The following is an 18,033-nucleotide window of genomic DNA, read 5'->3' on the forward strand; positions in this document are numbered from 1 at the left end:
TCGAACGGCCCGGGCCGACCGGGCCGTTCGGCAGCGGGAGCGTCCACCGGGGGACGTCAGACGTGCGGTGCCCAGAAGTCGACGAGCCGGCCGACGCCGTGCTCGACGGACTTCCAACTGCCCTGGAACGTCAGGATCGCGGTGACTCCTCCCCCGGCTGATGCCGGGGGCTTCTCGCTAACCCGGGCGGGCGTTGCGACGGGCCAGCCCGGCCCGTAGGACGTTGACGGCTCCCACCGTGTCGGCGTGCGCCCGGTGGGCGCAGCCGGTGCAGTGGAAGGTGTCCTGGGTGGGCCGGTTCTCCGCTGCGACGTGTCCGCATGCGGGACACGTCCGGGAGGTGTTGCGGGGGTCCACGGCGATCACTTCCCGTCCGGCGCTTTCAGCCTTGGCGTGCAGGATCGTGAGGAACACCCCCCATCCGGCATCCGATATCGAGCGGTTCAACCCCGCCTTGGCCGCAGCCCCGTTGGGGAGAAAGGCACCCGGCCGGCCGGGATCAGGCTTCGGCGCGGGGGCCCTGACCATGCTGCGGATCCTGAGGTCCTCGTGCGCGATGAAGTCATGCGCGCGGACCAGGCCGAGGGCGGTCTTGTGCGCGTGGTCGAGCCGTTGACGGCGGACCTTACGGTGCAGCCTGGCCACGGTCTCCACAGCCTTACGGCGGCGCTTCGACCCGCGCTTGCACCGGGAGAGGGCCTGCTGGGCGGCTTCGAGCTTCGCCGCGGCCTTCCGGCCATGGCGGGGATTGGGAACGAACCCGCCGTCGGAGTCGGCGAGGAAGCTGGCTATGCCCATGTCGATGCCGACCACGGATCCGGTCGCGGGCAGCGGCTCGGGCCGGGCCTGTTCGGCCGTCAGCACCACGTACCAGCGTTTGCCCTCACGCTTGACCGAGATCGTCTTGACCGTGCCGGCCACCGAGCGGTGCCGGTGCACCCTGACGTGGCCGACGCCCTGGAAACGGACGCGGGTCACCGGGTCGTGCGGGGTTGAGTCCCAGCGGCAGCCGTCGCCGTTCTTGGGGAAGTCCACCGTGTCGAACCGGTTCACGCCGCGAAAGCGTGGGTATCCGGGTTTCCCGCCGGACGTGACCCGGCGGAAGAACGCGGCGAACGCCTTGTCCAGCCGTCGAAGCGTGGCCTGCTGGGAGGAGAAGGACCAGCGGCCCTGACGCTCCGGGTCGAACGCCCGGATCTCCTTGAGCTGCGCGGACTGATCGCCATAGCGGACCGTCGTCCCGGAGACATGCCGCCAGGCATCCCGACGTTCCTGCAACGCCCCGTTGTAGAGCGAGCAGTGATCCCGCAGCATCTCCGTCAGTGCCTGCTGCTGGCCCACGGTGGGCCGCAGCAGGAACTTGTACGCACGAATCAACACGACCCACCCCCTCCACCGCCTCGGCAATCAACATGCCACACACCACTGACAGAAGACACCACGAGCGTTGTGGCACGTAGGGACGCGGCGGCGCTCCGCACCGCCGATCCCAGGATCGGATTCCCTCCCCGGCTGAAGCCGGGGATACCCTCCGAAGATCAGGGATGGAATCGGTCAGCACGCGAATTCCTTTCGGGTGAACCACCGGCCCCACGGTGGAGGCCGGCCCCGGACCGGGGTAATCGGTCACCGGGAGTGGCGAGACACCGACGGGTTCGGGGTTTCGGGACTCCCGCCGACACCCCCTCATGCACCCAGTACGGGAGTCCCCCATGCGTATGCGCTTCAGCCCGCGCGCGGCCCTCGTGGTCACCGCCGGCGTTCTCACCCTGTCCTCCGTCAACGTCTCGACCGCCTCGGCGGCCCCCGGCATCGTGATCATGGAGAAGGGCGACCAGTTCCGGCCGGTCCGTGACCCGCGGGGCGGCCAGTGCTACGCCGGCCTCGGCCCCGACACCGCGATCGTCAACCGGACCGGCGGCACCATCCTGCTCTTCCCCGACGGCAACTGTCAGACGAGGATCCTCAACCCCCTGGGGCCGGGCGAGTTCCGGCCGGACGAGAACGTCGGCAGCTTCCTCGCCCTGGACTGATCCAGTGAGAATGCCTCGGCCCGGCTCGGACGTCCGCGCCGGGCCGAGGCGTGTCCACGCACCGTCAGGCCGCGCGCTGGCCGTGGAGGAGGACGGGCAGGGAACGGTTGGCGAGGGCCTCGGCGGCGCGGGCGGCCTGGGAGGGGGCCATGAAGTCCGGGAGGCTGCGGGCGGGGACGAAGCGGGCGCCGAGCAGGCCGCTCTGGCGCTGCGCGGGGACGGTGATCTGGGTGCCGTCGGGGACGGCGCCGCCGTCGAACACCAGGGTGAGGCGCTCCAGGTAGCGGTCGGCCGGGGTGAAGTCGACCGCGAGGATGTGGGCGAGGCGGATGACCAGGCCGGTCTCGGCGTGCAGGTGGCGGGCGGCGGCCAGGTGCGGGGGCTCGTCGGGGCGGGCGGCGCCGCCGGGAAGGATCATGCCGTCCATGTAGTCGGGGTCCACGAGCAGGACGTCGCCGCGCTGGTTGCGGACCAGGGCGAGGCAGCCGAGCCGGCAGACGGGGGGCTTGGCAAGGAGGCGGGGGTCTTGCACGGGGGAGGTCACTTTCTCGACGCGGCAGGGGTGTTCAGTCGTCGTAGGTGAGGCGCTCGTAGCGCAGCCCCTTGCGCAACAGGTCGACCATCCGGAGAAGGTCGAGCGGCCGGGCGGTGAGGTGGAGCAGGTAGCTGCACGTCAGGCGGCCGCCCGCCCAGTCGACTTCGAGGGTGGGGAGCTTGACGCCGCCGAGGGCGAGGACGGTGGTGAGGTCGTCCAGGACGTCGGCGGCCTGGCGGCGCTGCTCGGCGGTCGCACGGGAGAGGGTGGAGGACATCACCGCTCCCCCGGCCGCTTGTGGACCTCGAAGGCCCGCCAGGCGCTGTAGGCGTCCCCGAAGAAGACGAAAGAGACGAGCTCGCCGTCGGGTTGGCGCAGCCACTCACCGGTCATCTCGTTGCGGACCCGGTAGCGGTCGGCCTCGGTGTCCCAGCGGACGCCGTAGCCGTGGAGGCGGGGGGCTTGGTCGTGGGCCATGGGATGGAACCCTCTGCGATCGGAGTTTCACGTTCTGTGCACATGGTGGCGCAAGGTCACCTAGCATCGGAAGCGGCCTGCTACTTGCCAAGAGGCCACACGGAAGTTGAGGGCCACCATGAACAAGAAGAAGATTGACCCGGAGTCGAGCCCCTGGGCGCCCTTCGGAATCCAACTCCGCAACTCACGAGAGGCCAGGGGCCTCCTCCAGGAGGAGCTGGCCCCGCTCATCGGGTGCTCCCCCTCACACCTCTCCTACGTCGAACTTGCGCACCGGCCGCCGAGTCGCAAGCTCGCCGAACTCTCCGACATCGCGCTCGACACGGGCGGCACCATGATGTTGATGTGGTATCAGCTGAAGAACTCCGCGATCCTGGAGGGCTTCCCGGAGTACTCCCGCTACGAGGCTCTTGCCGAAGAGATGAGGATCTTCGAAGTCGATCTCGTCGCCGGACTTCTACAGACCCGGGCGTATGCAACCGCAGTCCAGATGGGTTACGTAAGGCAGGGCCTTTCAACCCAAAAGCTGGCCGAGGAACGCGTCGAATTCAGGCTTGCCCGGCAGCAAATCCTGGGACGGACTCCTCCTCCACTCGTACACGTGGTGTTGGACGAGGCCTGCCTCAGGAGGGTCATCGGTGGACGCGATGTCATGGTCGAACAACTGCTTCACCTTGAGCAGTTGTCCGCTCGACCCCACGTAGTCATCCAGGTGGCTCCGTTCTCCATGGGCGAGAACCGGCCATTCACACACATGACCTATCTCCTTACCATGCCGAACCGCAAAGTTCTCGCTTACGGCGAAATTGAATCGCGTGGCTACATCGACCGCGATACCAAGTCGGTTGCCGCACTCGCCAGGAGCTACGATCGGCTTGCGGTCGAGGCCCTCGGCCAGGCCGAATCGCTGGCTTTCATCCGTGCGGCAAGGAGAGACCTGGAGTGGATGTCAACCTGACCGCGGCGTCCTGGCGAAAGAGTTCGTACAGCGGCGGAACCGGCGGCGCATGCATCGAGGTCGCCGACGGCTTCATCGGCGTCATGCCCGTACGCGACTCCAAGGACCCCTCCGGCCCGGCTCTCCTCTTCCCCGCCCCCGCCTGGCAGGCCTTCGTCACCGCCGTCCGCACCGGCGAGTTCGACGCCCGCTGACCGCAGCCATCGGCCCCGCCGCCCCGACTGCGACGGCGGCGGCCTGAGCGGGAAGCCGGCCCTGCCGACTTCCCGCCCGAGCCCGGTCCACCCGGCCGCACGCGTAAATCCGGTGCGCCCGTCGGACCGCCCCGGTAGCCTGCACCGCCATGGCATCGGAACTGGAACGCCCCCCACTCCTTGCGGACGAACGCACCGCACTCATCGGCTGGTTGGACCTGCAACGGCAGATCCTGCGCTGGAAGTGCGAGGGGCTGGACGACCGGGACGCGCACCGCTCGGTCATCCCGACTTCTCCGACCATGACGATGGCCGGCCTCGTCTCGCACATGCGCTGGACCGAACACCTCTGGCTGGAGGTGCTGTTCCTCGGCGGCGACGAGAAGCAGAACCCGGCGTTCGACGAGTCGGCCGAGGACGCCGACTGGCACACCGGCGGCCGCCCCCTCGCCGAGCTGCTCGCGGAGTACGAGGCCCAGTGCGCCCGCAGCAACGAGATCGTCGCGGCGGCCTCCCTGGACGACGCCGGCCGCCACTCCGGCTTCCGCACCGGCGGCGCCAACCTCCGCTGGATGCTGATCCACCTCATCGAGGAGACGGGCCGGCACGCAGGGCACGCCGACATCGTCCGGGAGCTCCTCGACGGTTCGAAGGGCTACTACTAGCTGCGGGTCAACTGCCCGGGACCGAAGTCCCGGGCAGTTCACGCAGCGGGACGGCGTAGACGGGCTCCGGGCCGAAGGGCGTGAAGCCCGACTTCCGCAGGATCGGCCCGGACGTGGCCGCGTTGGCCTTGACCAGGGCCATCGTCGCGCCGTACGCCACCCCGTAGGACAGCCGGGCGTCGAGTACCGCCCGGTACACCCCCAGGCCCTGCCAGGACGGTGCCACGGCCCCGCCCGACAGCCGCGCGACGCCGTCCGCCACCTTCACGCTGCCGGTTCCGGCGGGCTCACCGTCCACGTACGCGACGACCATGCCGCCCTCGCCGGCCGCAACGGCCTTCGCGCTCCTGGCCGCGAGCTCCTCGATCTGTTCGTCGGGCGGGAGTTCGCCGCCGAACCCGGTGACCCCGACCGCCGCCCCGTCCCTGGCCGTCGCGAAGTCCGTTGCCCAGACGGGCGATACGCCCACCGTCGGCGGCCGCAGCCGGGGTGCGCCCTGGCTCAGGTCCACGGCCAGGACCTCCAGGTCGAGCTTCACCCGCCCGCCGCGCGCGGACAGCTCGGCGGCCAGTGCGGCCGGGTAGCCGATCAGCACCTGCCAGTCCAGCGTCGGCAGCCCGAACGCACGCGCCCGCTCCAGCACCGCGTCGACGGCCGGGCCGAGCGGCCCGGCCGGTGTGAAGGAGACGACCGAGAGGTCGAAGTCGACATAGTCGGGCAGCCGCAGGATCGTGCACTCGTCGCCCTCGACGACCTCGGCGTCCGGCGGTGTCCACACCCAGGCCGCGCTGGCGGCGGCGACGGCAGAAGCTGACAGACTCATGCGGGGCAGCCTAGGGGCCGCTTGCGGCGGGTGCGGTGGTGGGCCGCCGCACTGTTGCAGGACCAGTACCTGACGGTGACGCAGCGAAGTGGCGGGCGGCGAGGGTCTGCAGGCCGACGGCCCGGCCGTTCTCGAGGACGGCCAGGTTCAGGGCCCAGTCGTCCGGGGACCAGTTTCCCTGGCGCAGCCAGTGGTGTTGCACCACCGAGCGCGCCCGTTGGGCCGGGGGCAGGTCGGTCCACGGCACGAGGAAGGGCATGCGGTCCGGTTCGTGGACGCCTTCCGCGGCCAGTTCGGCCAGGGCGGCGAGTTCGTCGTCGGTGGGCAGGCGCAGTTCGAGGCGGGGTGTGGTCAGCCGCAGGCCCAGCAGGGGCCAGTGGTCGGTCAGCATGTGCCATTGTCGAGGACGGCGGCGGTTGCGGTCATCCGGTTTCCGGGCCCGGCCGGCCGCTCGGAGCAGGAAGTCGGCCGGGCCGACTTCCTGTTCCACCGTCCCGGTCACCGGCCGCGGGGTCCGTGTGCCGGTGACCGCCGTGCGCGGCGAGGGATTTCACGGTGAGTGGGTCGGGTATCTGTCTACGGCGCGTCGGGGCTGCCCGCGTCGCATCCGTACGCTCCGCCCGTGCCTCGCGGCGGGTGTTCCGATGCTGTGCCGTCGCTCCCGGGAGGTCGGGGATGTGGTTGCCGGAGGCTCTTCCCCGGATCCGTCAGGCCGTGGTCCTCGCGGGTGGGCGCGGCAGGCGGCTCGCCCCGTACACGGACCTGTGTCCCAAGGCGATGGTCGAGGTGAACGGTGCACCGCTGTTGCGCCATCAGATCGAGTGGTTCGCCGCCGCGGGCGTGGAGACGGTGGTCGTCTCGGCGGGCTACCGCTCGCAGGTGATCACCGACTACGTGCGCACGGCGAGCCTGCCGGTCCGCACCACCGTGGTGGTGGAGGACCGCGCGCGGGGGCGGGGTGGAGGGCTGAAGCTCGCCGCCGGTGCGCTTCCGGCGCCGCAGGAGCCGTGGTTCGCTGTCTACGGCGACATCTGGGCCGATTTTCCGCTCACCGCGCTGGGCGCTCATCACCTGCGGTACGGGGCACTGGCCACGGTCGCCCTGGTCCCGCCCCGGCTGCCCCGGGGCACGGTCGTGTGCGATGCGCTGGGGAGGGTCGCCGAGCTTGCCGCGCCGCCTCCGGCCGCCTGCACGGTCAACGGCGGCGTGTACGCCTTCGCGCCCGGTGTCGTCCCCCTGTTGCCGGATCAGGGGGACCACGCGGACACGACGCTTCCGTACCTGGTGCGGCTGCGGCAGCTGGCGGGGTACCGCGTCGGTGGCTTCTGGTGCGCTGTCAACACCTTGGGTGATCTGTGCGAGTTGCGGGCACGCGTGGCGGCGCCGGCCTGGTCGGAGCAGGGCCGGCAACCGGCTGCGGTCAAGGGAGCGGATCCGGCTGCTCGTTGACGGTCTCCCCCACCGGGCCGGGGGCCGCTCTTTCCTGCGGCCGGGGGGCGCGTAGCCGTGTGAGCAGGAAGTCGGCCGGGCCGACTTCCTGTTCCACCGTTCCCGGGTCTACTCGACGATCTCGGCCTTCGTGATGACGACGTCCTCCTTGGGGACGTCCTGGTGGCCGGCCTTGGTGCCGGTGGGCACGGCCTTGATGGAGTCGACGACGTCCTGGCCTTCGACCACTTCGCCGAAGACCGTGTAGCCCCAGGCCTGGGCGGTCTTGGCGGTGTGGTTCAGGAAGTCGTTGTCGGCGACGTTGACGAAGAACTGGGCGGTGGCCGAGTGCGGGTCCATCGTGCGGGCCATGGCCACGGAGTACTTGGTGTTCTTCAGGCCGTTGTCGGCCTCGTTCTGGATGGGGTCGCGGGTCTTCTTCTGCTTCATGCCGGGTTCGAGTCCGCCGCCCTGGATCATGAAGTTGTCGATGACCCGGTGGAAGACCGTCCCGTCGTAGAACCCGTCCCGGACGTACTGGAGGAAGTTGTCCACCGTGGCCGGGGCCTTCTCCGCGTCGAGCCGGAGAACGATGTCGCCGTGGTTGGTGCTCAGCTTGACCTTCGACATGACTACCTCACTGTCTGCGTTGTGGCGGCTACGGAACGCTCACGGCATTGTGACAGGAGGTGCGGCTGGGCACTGTCAAGGCGCCTCAGTTGGCGAGACTGAAGTCGCCGCCGACGGGGGCGGCGAGCTTGTCGATGCCGGTGAGTGCGGTGAGGGTGGGCACCGGAGTGGTGCTGTCGCTGGTGGTGCCGTCGCCGAGCTGGCCGGAGCCGTTGCTGCCCCAGGAGTGCACGGTGCTGGTCCCCGACAGTGCCACGGTGTGCTCCCGGCCGCCGGCCACCAGCTGCACGCCCGTCAGGCCGGGGACGGTGACGGGGGTGATGCGGAAGACCGTGGTGCCGTCGCCGAGCTGGCCGGCGGTGTTCTGGCCCCAGGCCTTGAGGCGGCTGTCGCCGTCGACCACGGCCAGGCTGTGGTTGCAGCCGGCCGCGATCTGCCAGACGCCGCCCGACCAGGCGCCCTGCGTGGCGACCGGGGTGAAGCGGTTGATGGTGGTGTTGTCGCCGAGCTGGCCGGTGGCGTTGTAGCCCCAGGCCTTCACGGTGGCGCCGTTACCCGGCTTGCCGACCAGGGCGAGGCTGTGGCCGGCGCCGGCGGCGATCGCGCTCGCCCCGGTCAGGCCGGCCACCGGCGCCGGGATGCCTCTGCTCGCCGAAGTCCCGTCCCCGAGCTGGCCGTTGCTGTTGTAGCCCCAGGCCCACACGGTGCCGTCCTCGCGCAGTGCCAGGCTGTGGTGGAGGCCGGCGGCGATGGCGACGACCTTGGCCAGGCCCTCGACCCGCACCGGGACGCTGCTGTCGGCGCCGGTCCCGTTGCCGAGCTGGCCGTGGCCGTTCTGCCCCCAGGCCGCCACGGTGCCGTCGGCGAGCAGGGCGAGGCTGTGTGCGCCGCCGGCGGCGATGTCGGTGGCGTCGGAGAGGTTGACCACCTGGCCGGGCACGTTGTGGCTGAACACCGTGCCGTCGCCGAGCTGGCCCGCACCGTTGACGCCCCAGGACTGCACCGTACGGTCCGTCAGCAGGGCCAGCCCGTGACCGGTGGAGGAACCGAACCCGCCGGCGGCGATCTTCACCACCTCGGCGCTGGTGAGACCGAGCACGGCGGTGGCCGTGGTGCGGAGGTCGGCCCAGGTGCCGTCCCCGAGCTGGCCGGAGCGGTTGTTGCCCCAGGACTTCAGGCGCTTCTCTGCCATGCGACGATGCCTCTTTACTGATACGACAATAAGTCAAATCGTCGATACGTCAGGCCGGTTGACGATTCCACGATCATGGACCGACGCTACCCACGCGCCCACCACCGCCATGTGGAACGCCAACGCCGGCCACTCGATCGGGTGACGACACCCCCGCACTCCGGCCCCGCGGGCATTCCCCGCGCCCCTGTCCGGGCTCCGCCCGTTTGTCAGGCCCGTGTTCTAGCCTGCACGGACAAGGGAGGTGCGACATGGGTGGCACGGGCAGGCTGGTCGTGGCGATGCAGGTGTCGGCGGACGGTTTCGTGGACAGCGAAGTCCCCGGGGCCGACTGGCAGTTGTGGAACTGGGGGCCCGATTGGCCGTGGAGCGCGGATCTGCGGGCCTCGTTCAACGCACTGCTGGCGGGGGCCTCGGGCATCCTGCTGAGCCGGCCGATGACCGACGAGGGGTACCTGGGGCACTGGGAGCGGATGGCCGCCCTGCACCCCGGCGACGGGGACTGGGAGTTCGCCCGGGCGATCGGGGCGCTGCCGAAGTTCACGGTGTCCCGGGCGGGCCGGCCGCTTCAGGAGTGGCCGCGCACCGAGGTGCTCACCGGGGAGCTCGCGGACACGGTGGCACGGGCGAAGCAGGCGGCGGGCGGGCGGCTGCTGTGCTTCGGCGGTGCGGGGCTGGTGGCCTCGCTGCTGCGCGAGGGACTGGCCGAGGAGCTGCGGCTGTTCGTCAATCCCGGGTTCGCGGGGGCAGGCAGCCGGGTGTCCGGGCCGTGGCTGGTGGAGCACGGGTACCGGTCGGGCGGGGTGTCGGCGTACGGGTGCGGGGTGGTGGAGAGCCGCTGGTCACGGGAGTAGCGGGCGGCCGTCACGGCGACGGTCCGCTGCCCGTGCTCGGCGAGGAGGACCCAGTGGGCGCGGAGGCCCTCGCCGCCGGGGGCCTCCGCACGCCAGGCGTCGAAGCCCGGGAGCCGGTCGGCGGCCGGACGCGGATCCGCACGAGGCGGCCGTCGAGGCGGTGGGCGTCTTCCCGCACGCCTACGGCCCCTGAGCCGGGGCCAGGGGGCGTGAGCCCCCGGGCCCGAGGGCTCACGCCGCGCCGAAGTGCCGCTTGGTGTCGGCGATCAGTGTGCGCAGGAACGCCGCCCCGGGCAGGTCGGTCAGTGCCGCGGGGCGGCGCAGCAGTGGGGTCGGCTCGTAGGCGAAGGTCCAGGTGAAGCGGGTGCCGCCGGCGGGGAGGGGCTCGACCAGGTAGTCCTCGCCGAAGCGCCGGTACAGCGGCAGGCCGGCCCGGGTGACGCAGAACGCGTGCCGCCTGCCCTCCTCCCAGTGCACGAACTCCTCGCGCAGGTGCAGCATCCGAAGTGCCGTGATCTCCCGGGTCGTGCCGACGCCGTGCGGGGCCGGCGAGGTGTAGCGCCCGCCGGCCAGGCCCCGGCACCAGGACAGCGGCGCCGCGCCGGCGAGGTCGGGGCGTGCGGTGCCGGGCCGTCGACGCGGGGGTTTCCTTCTGACGCCCCCGTCCCGGCCCGCCCTTCGAACGCCCCGGCCGTCCCGTGGCGGGCTCCCCGTAGGGTGGCGGCATGTCTGTTCCCGTCGAGCTGGTGGTCTTCGACTGCGACGGTGTGCTGCTCGACAGCGAGCGGCTGGCCGTGCGGGTGGATGCGCGGGTGGTCGCCGAGGTGGGGTGGCCGCTGTCGCAGGAGGAGATCGTCGAGCGGTTCCTGGGCCGTTCGCACGCGTTCATGACGGCCGAGATCGAGGCGCACGCGAGCGTGCCGCTGGAGGCGGGCTGGGAAAAGCGCTTCCAGCACCTGTACGACGAGGTGTTCGCGGCCGGACTCGCCCCGGTGGAGGGGGTGGTGGAGGCGTTGGCCGTTCTGGAGCGGGCCGGGGTGGCGGACTGCGTGGCGTCCTCCAGCAGCCACTCGCGGCTGCGCTCCACGCTCGGGCGGACCGGGCTGCTGGCGCGTTTCGCCGGGCGGATCTTCAGCTCCGAGGACGTGGAGCGCGGCAAGCCCGCCCCGGACCTGTTCCTGCACGCGGCTGCCGCGATGGGTGTGGAGCCGGCGGCGTGCCTGGTGGTCGAGGACAGCAAGTACGGGGTGGCCGCGGCGCGGGCGGCGGGGATGCGTTCGCTCGGCTTCCACGGCGGTCTGACCCCGCAGGCGTGGCTGGCGGGCCCGGGCACCCGGACCTTCGCGGACATGCGGGAGCTGCCGGCGCTGGTCGCCGGGGCCGCCGCGCTCCCCCTTCCGTAGCGGGGCCTCGGGCTCGCGGGGCGAGCAGGCGCGCCCCTGTCAGATGTCAGGGACCGCTGCGGGCGCGGGATTCCTAGGCTGACGGGCATCGGGCGGATCGATCGTCCGTCCTCGTACCAGCCAAGGGAGAACCACTCATGCGCAGGATCACCCACGCCGCCGCCGCCCTGGCCCTGGCCCTGGCCGCCCTGACCACGATGGGGGCCGGCGGCGCCGGTGCCGCGGACGGCGACTGGGCGGGCTGCCCGTCGGGCGCGGTCTGCGTCTACCCGCAGGGCCAGGACCCGGCGGTCAGCCCGAGTGCCGTCTACTGGAGCTACGGCGCGCACAGCCTGAGCGGCCAGTACGGCATGCACTGGGTGCTCAACAACCAGACCGGCGGCGCGCACGCCCGCCTGTGCCGCGGCTCGGGCGGCGCCGACTGCGTCTACGACCTCTCCTCCCCGAAGGGCGTCTACTACGACCTGGGGCCGATCAACGCGATCACGCTCGACCGTCCCTGACGTGTCGTCAGCTTTGAGCAGGGAGTGCCCGCCGCACGGGGGACCGGCGGGCACTCCCGTTTTCGCATGTCCTCTCCCCCTGAAGCGTGTTCACGAAGATAACGAGTGGACGTGGATTGCGGGCAGGCTGGTTTTACTTATTGACGTCATGTACGCGCCCAGGGTTGACTCCTCCCACCCCGCCGCGAAGCCGCGGCGACCCCAGGGAGAGGCACCCTATGAACGCCGTCCTGCGTCGCGCCCTCGTCTCCACCGTGGGCCTCGCGCTGACCCTGTCCATGACCGCCGCCTGCGGGAAGGCCGGCGGCGCCAAGAACGAGGCATCCGCCTCCTCCGGCAACCCGAACGCCATCGGCCTGCTGCTGCCCGAGAACGCCTCCTCCGTGCGCTACGAGTCCTTCGACCGGCCGTTCATCGAGGCCAAGGTCAGGACCCTGTGCGCGCAGTGCAAGGTGCTCTACAACAACGCCGAGGGCAGCGCCGCCAAGCAGAAGCAGCAGTTCGACACCCTGCTCGCCCAGGGCGTCAAGGTGATCATCCTCGACCCGTACAACGCCAAGTCCACCCAGGACTGGGTCCAGGAGGCCGCCGCCAAGGGCGTCAAGGTCGTCGCCTACGACCGCCTGGCCGCCGGCCCGGTCGCCGCGTACACCTCCTTCGACAACGAGAAGGTCGGCGAACTCCAGGGCCAGGCCCTGCTGGCCGCGCTCGGCGCGCAGGCCGCCGAGGCGAACATCGTCATGATCGACGGCGACGAGGCCGACCCGAACGCCGCGGACTTCAAGTCCGGCGCGCACAAGATCCTCGACGGCAAGGTCAAGAAGGTCGTCTACGAGCAGTCCGGGCAGTGGGACCCGGCCGTCGCCGGGCAGAAGATCTCCGCCGCCGTCACCGAGTTCGGCAAGAACGGCTTCCAGGCCGTCTACTCCGCCAACGACGGCATGGCCGCCGCCATCATCACCCAGCTCAAGGGCGCCGGCATCAAGGTCCCCGTCGGCGGCCAGGACGCCTCCCTGGACGCCATCCAGCGCATCGTCAACGGCGACCAGGCGTACACCATCTACAAGGCCTACCGCCCGCAGGCCGAGGCCGCCGCCGAACTGGCCGTCGCCCTCCTCCAGGGCAAGGACGTCAAGACCATCGCCACCGCGAGCGTCGACAGCGACACCGCCAAGAACATCCCCACCAAGCTGCTGGACGCCAAGATCGTCACCAAGGACACCATCGCCTCCACCGTCCTGGCCGACGGCATCTACAAGGCCTCCGACATCTGCACCGCCGACTACGCCGCCGCGTGCGCCGCCGCCGGCCTCAAGTAGCCCATCAAGTAGCTGCTCCCCCAAGGTGGTTGTTCCCGTGACAGGCGCACCCGTCCTCCAGCTGCGCTCGGTCTCCAAGCGCTTCGGGGCCGTCCAGGCCCTCACCGACGTCGACCTCACCGTCCACGCCGGCGAGGTGCTCGCCCTCGTCGGCGACAACGGCGCCGGCAAGTCCACCCTCGTCAAGACCGTCGCCGGCGTCCACCCCGTGGACGAGGGCACCCTCACCTGGCACGGCGAGCCGGTCCGCCTGGCCCGCCCCCAGGACGCCGCCGCCCTCGGCATCGCGACCGTCTACCAGGACCTCGCGCTGTGCGACAACCTCGACGTCATCGCCAACCTCTTCCTCGGCCGCGAGAAACGCCGCCGCGGCCTGCTCGACGAGGTCGCCATGGAGCAGCACGCCCGCCGGCTGCTGGACACCCTCGCCATCCGCATCCCCGACGTGCGCACCCCCGTGGCCGCGCTGTCCGGCGGGCAGCGCCAGGTGGTGGCCATCGCCCGCGCCCTGGTCGGCGAACCGGCCCTGGTCGTCCTGGACGAGCCCACCGCGGCGCTCGGCGTCGAGCAGACCGCCCAGGTCCTGGACCTGGTGGAGCGGCTGCGCGAGCAGGGCCTGGCGGTCGTGCTGGTCAGCCACAACATGGCCGACGTACGGGCGGTGGCCGACACCGTCGCCGTGCTGCGCCTGGGCCGCAACAACGGCGTCTTCCCGGTGGCGGGCACCACCCAGGAGCAGATCGTCGCCGCGATCACCGGCGCCACCGACAACGCCCACGCCCGCCGGGCCCGCCGCACCGAGCACACCGAGGAGGCCGAGGCCCTGTGAGCACCCCCGAAGCACCCGCCACCCCCTCTCCGGTCGCCGACCCGCGGCTGCACCCGCCCGCACAGGGCTGGGCGGGCCGGGCGCGGGCCGCCCGACGGCGCCTGGCCTCCGGCGAACTCGGCTCGCTGCCGGTCGTCGTGGGCCTGGTCGTCATCGCCGTCGTCTTCCAGTCCGTCACCCACCACTTCCTCCAGGCCGACAACCTCACCAACATCACCCGCTTCATCGCCGGCCCCGGCCTGATCGCGGTCGGTGTCGTCTTCGTGCTGATCCTCGGCGAGATCGACCTCTCCCTCGGCTCGGTCGCCGGCGCGAGCGCTGCCATCGCGGCGGTGCTGGCGGTGCGCCAGGGGTGGAGCGAGTGGGTGGCGATCCTCGCCGCCCTGGGCGTGGCCTGCGCCATGGGCCTGCTGCACGGCCTGTTCTTCGCCCGCGTCGGAGTTCCCGCCTTCGTGGTCACCCTCGCCGGGATGCTCGCCTGGAGCGGCTTGCAGGAGTGGGTCCTGGGCGACGCCGGCACCGTCAACAACCGCCACGACGGCGTCGTCGCGAGCCTGGACACCACCTTCCTCGGCGACGGCGACATCGCCTACGCCTGGGGCCTGGCCGTCCTCGCCCCCGCCCTCTACCTGGCCGCCCGCCTGCGCACCGCCCGCCGCCGGCGCGCCGCCGGCCTCACCGCACCGCCGGCCGCCGACAGCGCGATCCGCGCGGGGGCGCTGGCCGTCCTCACCCTCGCCACCGCCTACACCCTCAACCAGGACCGCGGCCTGCCGCTGTCCCTGGTCGTCCTGCTCGGCGCCGTCCTCGCCACCGACTTCGTGCTGCGCCGCACCCGCTACGGGCGGCAGGTCTTCGCCGTCGGCGGCGGCGTCGAAGCCGCCCGGCGCGCCGGCGTCAACGTCGCCCGGGTACGGATCTCCGTCTTCGTGCTCTCCGCGTTCCTGGCCGGCCTCGGCGGCCTGTTCTACGCCTCCCAGCAGGGCTCCGCCGACAAGCAACTGGGCAGCGGCAACGTGCTGATGAGCGCGATCGCCGCGGCCGTCATCGGCGGCACCAGCCTCTTCGGCGGCCGCGGCAAGACCTGGTCGGCGCTGCTGGGCATCCTCGTCATCCAGTCCATCACCACCGGCCTGGACATGGTCCACGCGGCCCAGGCCATCCAGTACATGATCACCGGCGCGGTGCTGCTGGCCGCCGTCGTCCTCGACTCCCTCACCCGCCGCACCCGCAGCAGCGGCCGCGGGTAGGGAAGTCCGGCCCGGCGCCCCCGCCCCGCCCCGTCGCATCGCGGGCGGGGGCGCCGGGGCCTTCGGCGCGTGCCGGGCCGCCCAGGTCAGGAGAAGCCGATCTCCGGCCAGGGGCTCATCATGATTCCGGTCTTGCCGCGCGGCTGCCTGTCCAGCTCCGCCTGGGCGGCTTGCAGGTTCTGGCCCGGCCCCCGCCAGAACGTGTACGGCCCGCCACCGACCTCGGGAGGGATCAATGCCCGGTACTGGTAGTGCGTCAGGGTGAGGCAGACACGCTTGTTGATGCAGTCCAGCACCACCTTGACGTTGTGCTCCCAGTCGCTTCCCGTACGAGCGCCCCGGAGTGCGGCCTCGCCCGGCCACCGTGCCGGGTGGTGGTCCGTGGCGCCTGGTGCCGGGGTGCGCGGAAGCGGAAGAGCGCCGGCCGGTGTCGCCGGCAACTGGCGGCCCTCGGGTCCGGCTGCCCCACAGGCTCGCCGCGGGCCTGCGGCGGTGGAGGCGCTCGGCTGATCAGGCCGGTTCGGCCGTGCTGCGCAGGAAGTCGGCGGGGTCGACTTCCTGCGCGGTGGGGTTCAGGTGCGGGTGGCTGCTTGGGTGCGGCAGTGGGTGAGGGCGTAGGTGATGCGGGTGTCGGGGTTGGGGGTGGTGGTGAGGAGTTCGCCTGCGGTGACGAGGGCGGTCCAGTAGCGGGCGGGGTCGCCGGTGCGGGGCAGGGGTTGGGCGGCGGCGAGGGAGAGGTAGGCGGCGGTGAGGTTGCCGGTGGTGAACCAGCGGGTGAGGCCGTGCTGGTGGCCGGGGCGGATGCCGCCCATGGCGTCGACGGCGGCGAGGAAGTGGTCGACGACGGCGAGTTCAGTGGGGGTGAGGGAGGCGGGGACGTCGAAGACGCCGAGGGCTTCGAGGAGTTCGCCGGTGTCGGTCTCGGAGTTCGGGCGGGGGTTGGCGAGCAGGGCGTCGTAGCAGTCGTCGAGGCGGCGGGTGGTCTCGGCGAGGGGGATGGTCAGGGCGAGGCACACCGCGCGGGCGGAGGGCAGGGGCTTGTGGGTGCGGCGGGCAAGGAGGGCGTAGGTGGCGGCTGGGGTGGTGCCGCGGGAGAGGGCGTGGCGGGCCAGGGTGGCGAGGCGCATGTGGGATTCGGGCTTTCAGGCGGTGACGAGGACGGGAGCGGGGGCGGGGGCGACGAGGGCCCAGACGAACTTGCCGATGCCGCCGGGCCGGGAGGCGCAGCCCCAGCGTTCGGCAAGCTGGTCGACGAGGAGAAGGCCACGCCCGCGCTCGTCGTCCGGCGCAGCGACACGGAGGGACGGATGGCCGCTGCCGGCGTCGTGGACCTCCAGCCGGAGGCGGGAGTTGACGAGGGCGAAGCGGACCTCGATGTGGCGGTCGCCGGGGGCGTCGGAGTGCTGGACGGCGTTGGCGAACAGCTCGCCGAGGAGCAGTTCGGCGGTGTCGCGGTAGCAGTGCCCAGAGGGCAGCCCCGCGAGGTAGGCCCGGAGCAAGTACCGGGCCAGGGGCGTGGATTCGGTGCGCGAGTCGAGGCGCGCGACGAACGTACGGGGCCGGTGGGTTTTGAGCATGGGGAGTACCTCAGGGGGTGCGTGCGAATGGAGTGCGCCGTGCGCTGGGCCTTTCCTGGTGCGGCGTCATCCAACGGTCAGGCGCCACTTCCGGGCGGATCCTCACCTTCAAATCTGCTGAAGTCCTCTATGGCTTCGTTGAGTTGGAGGGAATCCGAGGAGCTCCGGCCTTCGGGCATGGGTGTCTGCGTGAAGGTCGTGCGCCTGCCGCCCCAGCGGGCGGCTTCGGTCAGTAACCGAATGACTACCAGGGTGGCTCAGCCTGCTCTAGGATCGGAAGAGTTTCAAATCTCTAGTCCGGCAGATTTTAAAGAGGGCGATCTTGGTTCGTCGCACACTTGACCCAACGTCATCTCCACTGGAGGCTCTTGCTGTTCAAATCAGCAGGTCACGCCAGGCCAAGGGGATGACGCAGATCGAACTCGGCAAGCAAGTCGGGTACTCCAACGTCTACATCTCGAACGTGGAGAGAGCCAAACAAGCCCCGTCTTTAAAGTTCGTAGAACGCGTGGACGCCGCCCTCGACGCCGGTGGTGCCCTGACGGGGCTGTGGTGGAGCTGGAAGAACGGCGCTCTGTTGCCGGGGTTCTCCGAGTACCTTCGCCGGGAGCGCGAAGCGATCACAGCCAGACTGTTCGACACGGATATGGTGTCGGGCATACTTCAGCACCCGGACTACAGCGCAGCCTACGAAGCCGGCATCGTCCGACGTGGGGAAGCGACTCGGGAACAAGCCGACGGGAGGCTCGGCTTGCTGGCCCAACGCCAACTTATGCTCGAACGGGGCACGACGATCCATGCTGTCCTGGACGAGGGTGCCCTGCGCCGACCAATCGGCGGTCGGGAGACTATGGCCATGCAGCTCTCTCACCTGGAGCGTCTGAGTGATCACCCGAATGTGATCATCCAGATTGCCCCGTACCGCCTCGCCGAGGATCGACCACTGTCCCACCCCGTCACGCTCTTGACCCTCCCGAATCGCGCTTTGGTCGGGTACACGGAGACGCTTCAACGGGGATACCTGGAACAAGATGCCGGGACGGTGGCCCGATGGGTCGATCGATACGATCGACTCCAGGTCAACGCGCTCAGCCAGCCGGACAGTTTGGCCATGATCCGGGAGGCACGGAAGGAACTGGACCATGCATGACCCAACGGGCGCCAAGTGGCGCAAGAGCACCTACAGCAATGGCGGGGGCGGCTGCATCGAGGTGGATGATGCGCACCCGGGCAGGGTCCGTGACTCCAAAGACCCCCAAGGCCCGGCTCTGATCTTTGCCGTCGAGGCCTGGGAGTCGTTCGTCGCCGCTGTCTGCAGCGGGGAGTTCGGCGACGTCTGAACCGCAGGCCCGGGCGGCGTTCA

The 18,033-nt window shown here is 71.0% G+C and carries 24 protein-coding genes and 2 pseudogenes; 13 read left to right on the top strand and 13 right to left on the bottom strand.

Going from position 1 to position 18,033, the window contains the following annotated elements; translation table 11 throughout:
• Window positions 1-56: 56 nt before the first annotated feature.
• Both AB0O11_RS20810 and AB0O11_RS20815 read right to left on the bottom strand, forming a co-directional pair.
• Window positions 57-140: pseudogene (locus tag AB0O11_RS20810) on the bottom strand (histidine phosphatase family protein); the annotation flags it as partial.
• Window positions 141-177: 37 nt separating this feature from the next.
• Complete coding sequence (locus AB0O11_RS20815; protein ID WP_363389117.1) at window positions 178-1,377, bottom strand: transposase; 1,200 nt, start codon at window positions 1,375-1,377, stop codon at window positions 178-180.
• Between the two features lie 335 nt (window positions 1,378-1,712).
• Between AB0O11_RS20815 and AB0O11_RS20820 the strand changes: the two genes are divergently transcribed.
• The gene (locus AB0O11_RS20820; RefSeq protein ID WP_363388856.1) at window positions 1,713-2,033 is read left to right on the top strand and encodes a hypothetical protein; all 321 of its coding nucleotides are present in this window, start codon (window positions 1,713-1,715) and stop codon (window positions 2,031-2,033) included.
• A gap of 64 nt (window positions 2,034-2,097) precedes the next feature.
• On the opposite strand, the gene AB0O11_RS20825 is transcribed toward AB0O11_RS20820, so the two are convergent.
• Genes AB0O11_RS20825 through AB0O11_RS20835 form a run of 3 tightly spaced genes read right to left on the bottom strand, consistent with a single transcriptional unit; the run spans window position 2,098 to window position 3,045 of the window.
• The gene (locus AB0O11_RS20825; protein ID WP_363388859.1) at window positions 2,098-2,565 is read right to left on the bottom strand and encodes an NUDIX domain-containing protein; all 468 of its coding nucleotides are present in this window, start codon (window positions 2,563-2,565) and stop codon (window positions 2,098-2,100) included.
• Between the two features lie 34 nt (window positions 2,566-2,599).
• Window positions 2,600-2,845 carry a hypothetical protein gene (locus AB0O11_RS20830; protein WP_363388861.1) on the bottom strand — a complete coding sequence of 82 codons (246 nt, stop codon included), beginning with the start codon at window positions 2,843-2,845 and terminating at the stop codon, window positions 2,600-2,602.
• Entirely contained in the window at window positions 2,845-3,045 is a 201-nt protein-coding gene (locus tag AB0O11_RS20835) for a hypothetical protein (RefSeq protein WP_363388864.1), read from the bottom strand. Before AB0O11_RS20835 ends, AB0O11_RS20830 begins: the two co-directional genes overlap by 1 nt.
• Window positions 3,046-3,163: 118 nt before the next feature.
• Between AB0O11_RS20835 and AB0O11_RS20840 the strand changes: the two genes are divergently transcribed.
• From AB0O11_RS20840 to AB0O11_RS20850, 3 genes are all read left to right on the top strand, one after another.
• A complete protein-coding gene (locus tag AB0O11_RS20840) occupies window positions 3,164-4,003 on the top strand; it encodes a helix-turn-helix transcriptional regulator (RefSeq protein ID WP_363388867.1) in 840 nt (279 codons plus the stop codon).
• Window positions 3,988-4,197 carry a DUF397 domain-containing protein gene (locus tag AB0O11_RS20845; RefSeq protein ID WP_363388870.1) on the top strand — a complete coding sequence of 70 codons (210 nt, stop codon included), beginning with the start codon at window positions 3,988-3,990 and terminating at the stop codon, window positions 4,195-4,197. Before AB0O11_RS20840 ends, AB0O11_RS20845 begins: the two co-directional genes overlap by 16 nt.
• 149 nt (window positions 4,198-4,346) lie before the next feature.
• Window positions 4,347-4,862 carry a DinB family protein gene (locus AB0O11_RS20850; RefSeq protein ID WP_363388873.1) on the top strand — a complete coding sequence of 172 codons (516 nt, stop codon included), beginning with the start codon at window positions 4,347-4,349 and terminating at the stop codon, window positions 4,860-4,862.
• 7 nt (window positions 4,863-4,869) lie between these two features.
• Here AB0O11_RS20850 and AB0O11_RS20855 read toward each other — a convergent pair whose 3' ends face one another.
• Window positions 4,870-5,685 carry a GNAT family N-acetyltransferase gene (locus tag AB0O11_RS20855; protein WP_363388876.1) on the bottom strand — a complete coding sequence of 272 codons (816 nt, stop codon included), beginning with the start codon at window positions 5,683-5,685 and terminating at the stop codon, window positions 4,870-4,872.
• A 10-nt stretch (window positions 5,686-5,695) separates the two neighbouring features.
• A complete protein-coding gene (locus tag AB0O11_RS20860; protein WP_363388879.1) occupies window positions 5,696-6,076 on the bottom strand; it encodes a hypothetical protein in 381 nt (126 codons plus the stop codon).
• Between the two features lie 284 nt (window positions 6,077-6,360).
• Between AB0O11_RS20860 and AB0O11_RS20865 the strand changes: the two genes are divergently transcribed.
• A complete protein-coding gene (locus AB0O11_RS20865) occupies window positions 6,361-7,134 on the top strand; it encodes a nucleotidyltransferase family protein (protein WP_363388881.1) in 774 nt (257 codons plus the stop codon).
• 108 nt (window positions 7,135-7,242) lie between these two features.
• Here the strand turns inward: AB0O11_RS20865 and AB0O11_RS20870 are convergent, their stop codons facing one another.
• Complete coding sequence (locus AB0O11_RS20870; RefSeq protein ID WP_363388884.1) at window positions 7,243-7,743, bottom strand: peptidylprolyl isomerase; 501 nt, start codon at window positions 7,741-7,743, stop codon at window positions 7,243-7,245.
• 85 nt (window positions 7,744-7,828) lie between these two features.
• A complete protein-coding gene (locus AB0O11_RS20875; protein WP_363388887.1) occupies window positions 7,829-8,935 on the bottom strand; it encodes a hypothetical protein in 1,107 nt (368 codons plus the stop codon).
• 251 nt (window positions 8,936-9,186) lie between these two features.
• Here AB0O11_RS20875 and AB0O11_RS20880 point away from each other — a divergent pair, with 251 nt between their 5' ends.
• On the top strand, window positions 9,187-9,789 hold the full coding sequence (locus AB0O11_RS20880) for a dihydrofolate reductase family protein (protein ID WP_363388890.1): 603 nt from the start codon (window positions 9,187-9,189) through the stop codon (window positions 9,787-9,789).
• A gap of 231 nt (window positions 9,790-10,020) precedes the next feature.
• Here AB0O11_RS20880 and AB0O11_RS20885 read toward each other — a convergent pair whose 3' ends face one another.
• The gene (locus AB0O11_RS20885) at window positions 10,021-10,380 is read right to left on the bottom strand and encodes an SRPBCC family protein (RefSeq protein WP_363389120.1); all 360 of its coding nucleotides are present in this window, start codon (window positions 10,378-10,380) and stop codon (window positions 10,021-10,023) included.
• A gap of 134 nt (window positions 10,381-10,514) precedes the next feature.
• Here AB0O11_RS20885 and AB0O11_RS20890 point away from each other — a divergent pair, with 134 nt between their 5' ends.
• From AB0O11_RS20890 to AB0O11_RS20910, 5 genes and pseudogenes are all read left to right on the top strand, one after another.
• The gene (locus AB0O11_RS20890) at window positions 10,515-11,192 is read left to right on the top strand and encodes an HAD-IA family hydrolase (RefSeq protein ID WP_363388893.1); all 678 of its coding nucleotides are present in this window, start codon (window positions 10,515-10,517) and stop codon (window positions 11,190-11,192) included.
• A 137-nt stretch (window positions 11,193-11,329) separates the two neighbouring features.
• Entirely contained in the window at window positions 11,330-11,695 is a 366-nt protein-coding gene (locus AB0O11_RS20895) for a hypothetical protein (RefSeq protein WP_363388895.1), read from the top strand.
• Between the two features lie 218 nt (window positions 11,696-11,913).
• The gene (locus AB0O11_RS20900) at window positions 11,914-13,014 is read left to right on the top strand and encodes a substrate-binding domain-containing protein (protein ID WP_363388898.1); all 1,101 of its coding nucleotides are present in this window, start codon (window positions 11,914-11,916) and stop codon (window positions 13,012-13,014) included.
• A 37-nt stretch (window positions 13,015-13,051) separates the two neighbouring features.
• Window positions 13,052-13,843 (top strand): ATP-binding cassette domain-containing protein, encoded by a 792-nt coding sequence (locus AB0O11_RS20905; RefSeq protein ID WP_363388900.1) that lies wholly within the window; start codon window positions 13,052-13,054, stop codon window positions 13,841-13,843.
• 2 nt (window positions 13,844-13,845) lie between these two features.
• Window positions 13,846-15,093: pseudogene (locus tag AB0O11_RS20910) on the top strand (sugar ABC transporter permease); the annotation flags it as partial.
• A gap of 86 nt (window positions 15,094-15,179) precedes the next feature.
• Here the strand turns inward: AB0O11_RS20910 and AB0O11_RS20915 are convergent.
• From AB0O11_RS20915 to AB0O11_RS20925, 3 genes are all read right to left on the bottom strand, one after another.
• The gene (locus AB0O11_RS20915) at window positions 15,180-15,389 is read right to left on the bottom strand and encodes a hypothetical protein (RefSeq protein WP_363388903.1); all 210 of its coding nucleotides are present in this window, start codon (window positions 15,387-15,389) and stop codon (window positions 15,180-15,182) included.
• A gap of 276 nt (window positions 15,390-15,665) precedes the next feature.
• Window positions 15,666-16,220, bottom strand: coding sequence for a hypothetical protein (locus tag AB0O11_RS20920; protein WP_363388906.1), 555 nt, complete (start codon window positions 16,218-16,220; stop codon window positions 15,666-15,668).
• Between the two features lie 15 nt (window positions 16,221-16,235).
• Window positions 16,236-16,670, bottom strand: a complete 435-nt coding sequence (locus tag AB0O11_RS20925; RefSeq protein ID WP_363388909.1) for an ATP-binding protein — start codon at window positions 16,668-16,670, stop codon at window positions 16,236-16,238.
• A 322-nt stretch (window positions 16,671-16,992) separates the two neighbouring features.
• Here AB0O11_RS20925 and AB0O11_RS20930 point away from each other — a divergent pair, with 322 nt between their 5' ends.
• Both AB0O11_RS20930 and AB0O11_RS20935 read left to right on the top strand, forming a co-directional pair.
• Complete coding sequence (locus AB0O11_RS20930) at window positions 16,993-17,820, top strand: helix-turn-helix transcriptional regulator (RefSeq protein ID WP_363388912.1); 828 nt, start codon at window positions 16,993-16,995, stop codon at window positions 17,818-17,820.
• Window positions 17,813-18,010, top strand: coding sequence for a DUF397 domain-containing protein (locus tag AB0O11_RS20935; protein ID WP_363388914.1), 198 nt, complete (start codon window positions 17,813-17,815; stop codon window positions 18,008-18,010). Before AB0O11_RS20930 ends, AB0O11_RS20935 begins: the two co-directional genes overlap by 8 nt.
• Window positions 18,011-18,033: the final 23 nt, after the last annotated feature.

Source organism: Kitasatospora sp. NPDC093102, assembly GCF_040683915.1.
In the GTDB taxonomy this organism is placed as follows: Bacteria; Actinomycetota; Actinomycetes; order Streptomycetales; family Streptomycetaceae; genus Kitasatospora.

Excerpts from the sequence above, each read along its gene's own strand:
- AB0O11_RS20880 (WP_363388890.1), top strand. The coding sequence starts at position 9,187 with ATGGGTGGCACGGGCAGGCTGGTCGTGGCGATGCAGGTGTCGGCGGAC.
- AB0O11_RS20900 (WP_363388898.1), top strand. The coding sequence starts at position 11,914 with ATGAACGCCGTCCTGCGTCGCGCCCTCGTCTCCACCGTGGGCCTCGCG.
- AB0O11_RS20920 (WP_363388906.1), bottom strand. The coding sequence starts at position 16,220 with ATGCGCCTCGCCACCCTGGCCCGCCACGCCCTCTCCCGCGGCACCACC.
- AB0O11_RS20840 (WP_363388867.1), top strand. The coding sequence starts at position 3,164 with ATGAACAAGAAGAAGATTGACCCGGAGTCGAGCCCCTGGGCGCCCTTC.
- AB0O11_RS20870 (WP_363388884.1), bottom strand. The coding sequence starts at position 7,743 with ATGTCGAAGGTCAAGCTGAGCACCAACCACGGCGACATCGTTCTCCGG.
- AB0O11_RS20865 (WP_363388881.1), top strand. The coding sequence starts at position 6,361 with ATGTGGTTGCCGGAGGCTCTTCCCCGGATCCGTCAGGCCGTGGTCCTC.
- AB0O11_RS20890 (WP_363388893.1), top strand. The coding sequence starts at position 10,515 with ATGTCTGTTCCCGTCGAGCTGGTGGTCTTCGACTGCGACGGTGTGCTG.
- AB0O11_RS20895 (WP_363388895.1), top strand. The coding sequence starts at position 11,330 with ATGCGCAGGATCACCCACGCCGCCGCCGCCCTGGCCCTGGCCCTGGCC.
- AB0O11_RS20935 (WP_363388914.1), top strand. The coding sequence starts at position 17,813 with ATGCATGACCCAACGGGCGCCAAGTGGCGCAAGAGCACCTACAGCAAT.
- AB0O11_RS20820 (WP_363388856.1), top strand. The coding sequence starts at position 1,713 with ATGCGTATGCGCTTCAGCCCGCGCGCGGCCCTCGTGGTCACCGCCGGC.
- AB0O11_RS20830 (WP_363388861.1), bottom strand. The coding sequence starts at position 2,845 with ATGTCCTCCACCCTCTCCCGTGCGACCGCCGAGCAGCGCCGCCAGGCC.
- AB0O11_RS20855 (WP_363388876.1), bottom strand. The coding sequence starts at position 5,685 with ATGAGTCTGTCAGCTTCTGCCGTCGCCGCCGCCAGCGCGGCCTGGGTG.
- AB0O11_RS20860 (WP_363388879.1), bottom strand. The coding sequence starts at position 6,076 with ATGCTGACCGACCACTGGCCCCTGCTGGGCCTGCGGCTGACCACACCC.
- AB0O11_RS20925 (WP_363388909.1), bottom strand. The coding sequence starts at position 16,670 with ATGCTCAAAACCCACCGGCCCCGTACGTTCGTCGCGCGCCTCGACTCG.
- AB0O11_RS20850 (WP_363388873.1), top strand. The coding sequence starts at position 4,347 with ATGGCATCGGAACTGGAACGCCCCCCACTCCTTGCGGACGAACGCACC.
- AB0O11_RS20875 (WP_363388887.1), bottom strand. The coding sequence starts at position 8,935 with ATGGCAGAGAAGCGCCTGAAGTCCTGGGGCAACAACCGCTCCGGCCAG.
- AB0O11_RS20835 (WP_363388864.1), bottom strand. The coding sequence starts at position 3,045 with ATGGCCCACGACCAAGCCCCCCGCCTCCACGGCTACGGCGTCCGCTGG.